The organism is uncultured Maricaulis sp. (assembly GCF_905480005.1).
Lineage (GTDB): Bacteria > Pseudomonadota > Alphaproteobacteria > Caulobacterales > Maricaulaceae > Maricaulis.
Map to the genome: position 1 here is coordinate 1 of NZ_CAJQOO010000169.1, position 6338 is coordinate 6338.

Genomic DNA, 6338 nt, shown 5'->3' on the forward strand with positions numbered 1-6338 from the left:
ACCGCCCGATGCAATAACGACGGATACGCCATCCTTGAAGCCCTGGTCGCGCTCGCGATCGCGGCGGGAGTGCTGACGGCGACCATGGCAGGGTTGGCCGGCCTGGCCCGCGGAGCCCGCCAGGCGGACCAGGTCCAGCAATCTGTGCTCGAGGCGCGCAACATCGAGGCCCGGCTAAGGGCGGCCTTGCCTGTAACCGCGCTTCCGGAACGATACCCTGACTGGCGTATCGAATTCACGCAGGTCGATCGGCCTGTTGACCCGCGTACCGGAGCCGTACTGACCGGTGTGATCCTGACGCGCGTTGATCTACCAGGCTGGCGGCACAGTTTTGTGTATGTTGAAACCAGCCGGGCCGAAGCCCTTGAGGTCAGCGCCGATGAACCGGGATAGCGGCTTCACTCTCTTCGAGGCGCTGGTCGCGGTCGTGCTGCTGGCCCTGTTAGCGGTCTTGCTAGCGCCTGCGATCCGGGCGGTGAGCCTCGCAGAGAACCGGGTTCGTGAGCACGTTGTGTCGCGAGAGGCAATAGGACGGCTTGAGACCTTGCTGCGCGACAGTGTCGCTCAGGTCCAGCCTTTGCCGGGTGATACGGGGCAAGGTGCGGTTTACGGATCGCCAGACGGTTTGTCTCTCTGGGTCCGATTGCCGGCGAGCGGAGAACTAGCTCGCCTGGATCTCACCTTGGAGGGTGAAGATGCCGTCATTGCCATCGCAGGCTCCGGCGCGTTCCAGAGCGGTCCTCAGATATCCCGAATTGCCGGGGTAGGGGGTGCTGCCCGCTTTTACTATTTCGGCGAGACTGAGCGGCGAGACGCGTTGGCGTGGAGCTCACATTGGGAATATAACCACCTGCCACGGCTCATTGTTTTGGACTTGCCTCCAAGAAATGGCACAATCCGGCGAATTGAGCTTGATGTGCCGGCGCAGGCGAGTTTCGACTGCGATTTCGATTCAGGATACGGCGTGTGTTTGGGGGGCGGGTAGTGGATTTGCAGGCGAAAGGACGAGCGTTTGGCGAGTCTGTCGCTAGTCTTGCCGCCTGGGCGGTTGAGGCGGTGCGCCGTGATCTGCCGCGACCGGTCCTGGAAGCTGGCCGGAGCGTGATCGCTGACCGGTATGACGTGTCGTCCGAGGGCCAGCTCCGTCCGGTCGGGCAGGTTTTGCGGTCCTGGCTCGGCGCGTTGACCCGAAGCGACGACCGGGCTGCCGCCCGCAAGGCGAAGGCGCCCCGCGTCGAACTTGTCCTTCCCGATGCCGAGATTTACCGCACGCGGGTCGATGTGAATGCGATCATCTCACGTCGCGGTGACGCCGCCCTTCGCGCGCGACTGCAACAGCACTCCCCCTTGCCGCCGCAGCGCGCCGCGCTGGCCTATGCGCTCGTCGGACCGGGTGATGGCGTGCGTATCACTGTGGATGTCGCGGTTGCGCACCGGGACACGGTCGAAAATGCCGCGCGCCTGGCCCGTGAACGGTCGGACCGGTGGCAGGTCGTCGCCGACCGGCCGGATGCGTCGCCGCTCATTCTTGCTGATTCCAGAGCGGGCGCTGAAACCCGGCTCTGGCAGAACCCCGGTGTGGGGGCCCTGCTTGCTGCGGCTGCAGCGCTGATCTGTCTTGCGGCCGTGTCGGACCGCTTCGAGCGGCAGGCGGATCGTATCGCGGCACAGCGGGACATCCTGCTTGCGGAGGCGCGTGATCTTCGCCTTCAGCGGTCTGTGCGGGCAGAGGTCGAGCCGGCCTTGTTGTTTGCGCAATCCTATATCGGTCTTGGTGATCTACTGGATGGTTTGGCGGATGCGATGACGGATCCGGACATGCCCGACGCGATCGCGCGCCTGGACCTTCAACCCCCTGATGCCATTCGGGTCCTGCCCGCAGATCCGGCGCTAGGTTCAATCCTCCTTCCCCTGGGTCGTGCGACGGATCCGGAGTCGGAATCATGAGGGCGGTCATGCTGACCCTTTCCCGTCCCTGGTCGACGATATTGGCCTGGATTCTGGTGGTTCTTCCTGTTGTCTTTGTGGTGGTGTTCGTTTGGGTTTCATCGCATCAGGCGATCACCGGCTGGGCGCGCAGCGAAGCGCTCCGAGCCGATGTTGGCCAGTTGACCGATAGCCTGGCCGAGGCGGATGCCGTCGACGCGCGCTGGATGCAGGCGCATCAATTGTCGGCCGAGACCCTCGCCGAATTGTCCGACCCGGCGCGCAGTCGTGAGGCCTTCAGCGAGCGCTTCGGCGCATTTCTGTCTCACCTTGAAGCGGCCGGAGTGGCGACCGACCAGGCCAGCGGTGTGGGCGAACGCGTTGTGACCGAGCGGGTCGGCGAACTGCATGCTGTCTGGGCGGGTGTCGCGCCCGTCGAGACCGTGCTCTCCATTCTGGACGATCCCCAATTCCGGCCGCTGCGTGTTGCCGAGATGAGCCTTGTCGCGACGGGTGCGCCCGGACATGCCGAAATCATCCTCGAATTCAGTCAGCCTTATCTGATCGGAGCACCGCAATGAGTTCGGGCTCAAACATGATCTCGGCTGCGGCAACGCTTGTGCTGATATCGGGCGCGCTTTGGGCCAGTGCCTGGCCCCTGCGGCCGGTCGCACGCCCAAGTGCTGCGCCAGCGGTGGCGGCCGAGGAAAACACGCGCAGCGAGGGTTGGCGGGCGTCGGTATCACAAGCCCTGCAACCCCGTTCGGCACCACCGGTCCGAGCCGCCGCGCCGCAGCGGCCATTGGCACGGTATGAACTGGTTGGGGTTGTGGAGGCGGATTCCGGCGGCTGGGGTCTGTTTCGCGGCGATGACGGGCTGGTCACAATCTCACTTGGAAGAAGCCTTGAAGATTATACACTGATATCGTTGACGCCGCAGGCAGCGACCTTCGAGCGAGACGAGGATCGCGTGACGCTGTCGCGCGCTCAACGCTAATGCAGATTGTTTTGCTAGAGCTGCACTCTTTGTAGCGCTAGGGTCACCGCCAGCTTGATCGGCGAGGGGATGGGTTCGTGCCACAGCGTTTTGTCTTATCCAGTTTGGTATGCGGGGGGTTATTGCTCGCCCTGCAGGCGTGCGCGCAGCTCATGCCGGATGCCGCTGGAATTCACGCAGGTCGTTTCCCTGCCACGACCCTGCCAACAGACGAATCTGTCCAGCCGTCGACCGGCCCCGGTGCGCCGGGTACGCAGCCGCCGGCGGCCGACGCGGAAACGCCCGGTCCCATCGAGCAGGACCGTTTGGTCTATTTTGACGCCCGCGACGGATCCCGCCTCAGCCAGTCACCCAACCGGTCGGACCTCGACAATCGGACCTTGCGTCTGAACTTCGTCGATGTGCCGGTCGCCGACGTCGTTCGAACCATTGTCGGCGACGCGCTGGGTCAGACCGTGATGGTGGCCGATGGCGTTTCCGGTCGTATATCGCTGACATCTGCCGAGCCGGCGCCGGCCCGTGCCGCACTCGCGGCACTCGAGACGGTGCTGGGCGAATCCAATCTCGTGCTCGCCGAGCGCGCAGAGGGTTATCTGCTGACCCGTCTGGACATGGCGCGTCCGGGACTGACAGGGCTCTCGTCAGAGCTGGGTTATGGCGGTCGTGTCGTGCCGGTTACCCACACGACGCCGAGCGCGATTGTGTCGCTGATCGACCCCTTCCTGTCGGACCGGGTGGAGGTCGTGCCACACGATGCGCTGGGCGTTCTGGTTCTGGCGGGACCGGGTCCGGATGTCGATGCAGCCCGGCGAGCGGCCATTCTGTTTGACCGTCCGTTCCTGACCGATCGTGTCTTCGGCATGTTCGAGCTGCGCTATGTCTCGGCCGAAACGGCGAAGAGTGAAGTCGATACCGTGCTGTCCGGAACCGGTATGTCGATTGATGCAATCCAGACCATCGCCATGCCGCGTCTCAACATGTTGCTGGTGACGGCACGCGACCGCAGCCAGTTCGAGCAGGCGCAGGCCTGGATCGAGCGATTGGACCGGCCATCGGCAGGCTCGGAGCGGCGATTGCGCTACTATGTGGTTCGCAACACGCCCGCCTCCACATTGGCCACGCAAATCACAGCCGCCTTTGCCGGTGGCCAGACCGGGACCGGGCAATTGATCGAGCCGCGCTTCCAGGGTGATGACGCGCACGGTGAGTCCAGCGCCCCGGGTGAGGAGCAGAGTCGGCTCACCATTATCCCTGACGAGCTCAATAACGCCCTGATCATCCGGGCGACGGACCAGGAATACCGCGAGATCCTCGATCTGGTTCAGCGCATGGATGTCATGCCGCCGCAGGTGCTCATCGAAGCGACCATCGCCGAAGTTCGCCTGGAGGATGGCCTTGATTTCGGCGTTCGTTGGTACTTCGAGAATGCCGGATCGAACCAGACATCAAGCCTGCAATTCTCGGATTCCAACACGGGCTCGACGGCGCCGGTCTTCCCGGGGTTCAACTATGCCTTCTCCGGAACAGACCTGACGGCGACGCTCAGCGCGCTGCGGTCGATCACGGATGTGACGGTGCTCTCGGCGCCTTCCATCATGGTCCAGAACAATCAGACGGCGCATCTCCAGGTTGGTGATGAAGTGCCGATCGTGACCCAAACCGCGACCTCGGTGACCGAAAGCAATGCGCCGATCGTGTCGTCCGTCGAGTTGCGGGAGACCGGGGTGATCCTGCAGGTCACGCCGCGGATCAATGCCAATGGCATGGTGGTGCTTGAGGTCAATCAGGAAGTCTCGAGCGTGCGCCCGACGACAACGTCGGGCATCGACTCGCCGACCATCCAGAAGCTCGAATTCTCGAGTACGGTCTCGGTGCGGAGCTCGAATACCATCGCGCTCGGCGGGCTGATCCGGGAAACAACCTCGGACAATGAATCGCGCACGCCCCTTCTCGGGGACATTCCGGGCGTCGGCAATCTGTTCCGCAATCGCGCCATGTCCAGTCAGCGCAGCGAACTGGTCATTTTCCTGACACCCCGCATCATCTGGACTGATGATGATGTCGGGAGCGCCCTCACGCATGTGCGGCGCCAGTTTGAAGCCCTGGAGGCCAGACAGCCCGGCCTCTTCGACAATTGACACCGTATCCGACCGCCCGCGCTTCGCTCGACCGCGAGCGCGGTTCGGCGCTGATTTTCGTTCTGTGGCTATCGCTGTTTCTGGCGGCGGTTCTGCTCACGATCACGTCCATGACGCATACGCGCCTGCGGCTTGCAGCGGTCGAGCGTGACGGCCTGGAGCGTGAGGCGGCATTGCGCTCGGCGCTGGATGTCGTTGCCTATGACATTGCCCAGATCGGTCGTAGCCATGTCGCGGCCCTGCCGGTCGAGGTCCAGCTGGGTGAGTATGTGGTGTCGGTTCAGGCCGGACCGGGTCAGCGTTTGATCGATCTGAACATGGCGAATGAGGAGCAGCTGACCGCGCTATTCGTCCGTCTGGGCGAGAGCCAGGTTGCGGCGGAGACAATGGCCGACCGGATCCTGGACTGGCGCGATGTGGACGATGATGTGCGTGCGCGCGGTGCCGAGCGCGCGGCGTATACCGCGCGTCCTGACGATGCGCCGCAAAACCGCGCCTTCGCCTCGGTCGAGGAACTGCGCCATGTACTCGGCCTGACGCCCCGGCAATATGCCTGCGCGGCGACCTATCTGACCGTTTTGGGAGGTACTCTGGCACCGGCACGTGATTCAGCGCGTTTCGGCCCGGATACCCGGATTGACGGCATGCGGGTCTCGCTGCGGGCCTCGGTCTTTGACGGGGCCGGTCGCCGGCATGAATTGGTCGGCCTCGCCGAGTTCGAAACCGCCTCGGACCGCCCCTTCCTCTGGGTTGCGTTTGGCGAAGATAGGCTACAGAACCTCACGTGTCCGTCGGGGGGGGGAATGTGATGCTGGCGTCTGGGCTGATCCGCATGGATCAATGGAAACGCCTCGCAATGGCGGCCCTCGTTATGGCTGCGCTCGCGACGGTTTTCTGGACGACATCTCGCTACCCGTCACTCGACGAGAAGGCCATGATGGGCGGGGCTATTCAGCTCGAGGACCCGCTCGGATTCGAGGCTCTGATCGCGCTGGATCCGGCAGCCCCGGTGGTTGAGCGTGTTGCCGTCTCAACCGTCAACTGGATCAATACGAACAAGAAGGGGATGATGTTCGGCTGGCTCTTCGGCGCCGCCTTTCTCACCCTGCTGGGCTATTTCCGGCGGCGTAACTTCAAGGGAAGATTCGCCAATTCCTTCTACGGGATGGTCATCGGGGCGCCCTTGGGCGTGTGCGTGAACTGCGCCGCACCGATCGCCCGGGGCCTGTTTCAGGGCGGCTCACGAGCCGAGACAACGCTTTCGGCCATGATCGCCT

General features: G+C 63.8%; 7 protein-coding genes and 1 pseudogene. All 8 read left to right on the forward strand.

The features are described from left to right. A partial coding sequence (locus tag QZ266_RS14115; protein ID WP_295696248.1) for a hypothetical protein occupies positions 1–393 on the forward strand: 393 nt, incomplete at its 5' end. Then, a complete protein-coding gene (locus tag QZ266_RS14120; protein WP_295696249.1) occupies positions 380–985 on the forward strand; it encodes a prepilin-type N-terminal cleavage/methylation domain-containing protein in 606 nt (201 codons plus the stop codon). The genes QZ266_RS14115 and QZ266_RS14120, both read left to right, overlap by 14 nt. 71 nt (positions 986–1056) lie before the next feature. Then, positions 1057–1947: a hypothetical protein gene (locus tag QZ266_RS14125; RefSeq protein WP_295696251.1), complete on the forward strand. Its 891-nt coding sequence runs from the start codon at positions 1057–1059 to the stop codon at positions 1945–1947. A gap of 8 nt (positions 1948–1955) precedes the next feature. Then, positions 1956–2507 carry a hypothetical protein gene (locus QZ266_RS14130; RefSeq protein WP_295696253.1) on the forward strand — a complete coding sequence of 184 codons (552 nt, stop codon included), beginning with the start codon at positions 1956–1958 and terminating at the stop codon, positions 2505–2507. Then, entirely contained in the window at positions 2504–2923 is a 420-nt protein-coding gene (locus QZ266_RS14135) for a hypothetical protein (RefSeq protein WP_295696255.1), read from the forward strand. The genes QZ266_RS14130 and QZ266_RS14135 overlap by 4 nt, the downstream gene beginning before the upstream one ends. 152 nt (positions 2924–3075) lie before the next feature. Beyond that, a complete protein-coding gene (gene gspD, locus QZ266_RS14140) occupies positions 3076–5061 on the forward strand; it encodes a type II secretion system secretin GspD (protein WP_295696257.1) in 1986 nt (661 codons plus the stop codon). A 110-nt stretch (positions 5062–5171) separates the two neighbouring features. Then, a complete protein-coding gene (locus tag QZ266_RS14145) occupies positions 5172–5870 on the forward strand; it encodes a type II secretion system protein GspK (protein ID WP_295696259.1) in 699 nt (232 codons plus the stop codon). After that, a pseudogene (locus QZ266_RS14150) lies at positions 5870–6338 on the forward strand (RNA-binding protein); the annotation flags it as partial. The gene QZ266_RS14145 and the pseudogene QZ266_RS14150, both read left to right, overlap by 1 nt.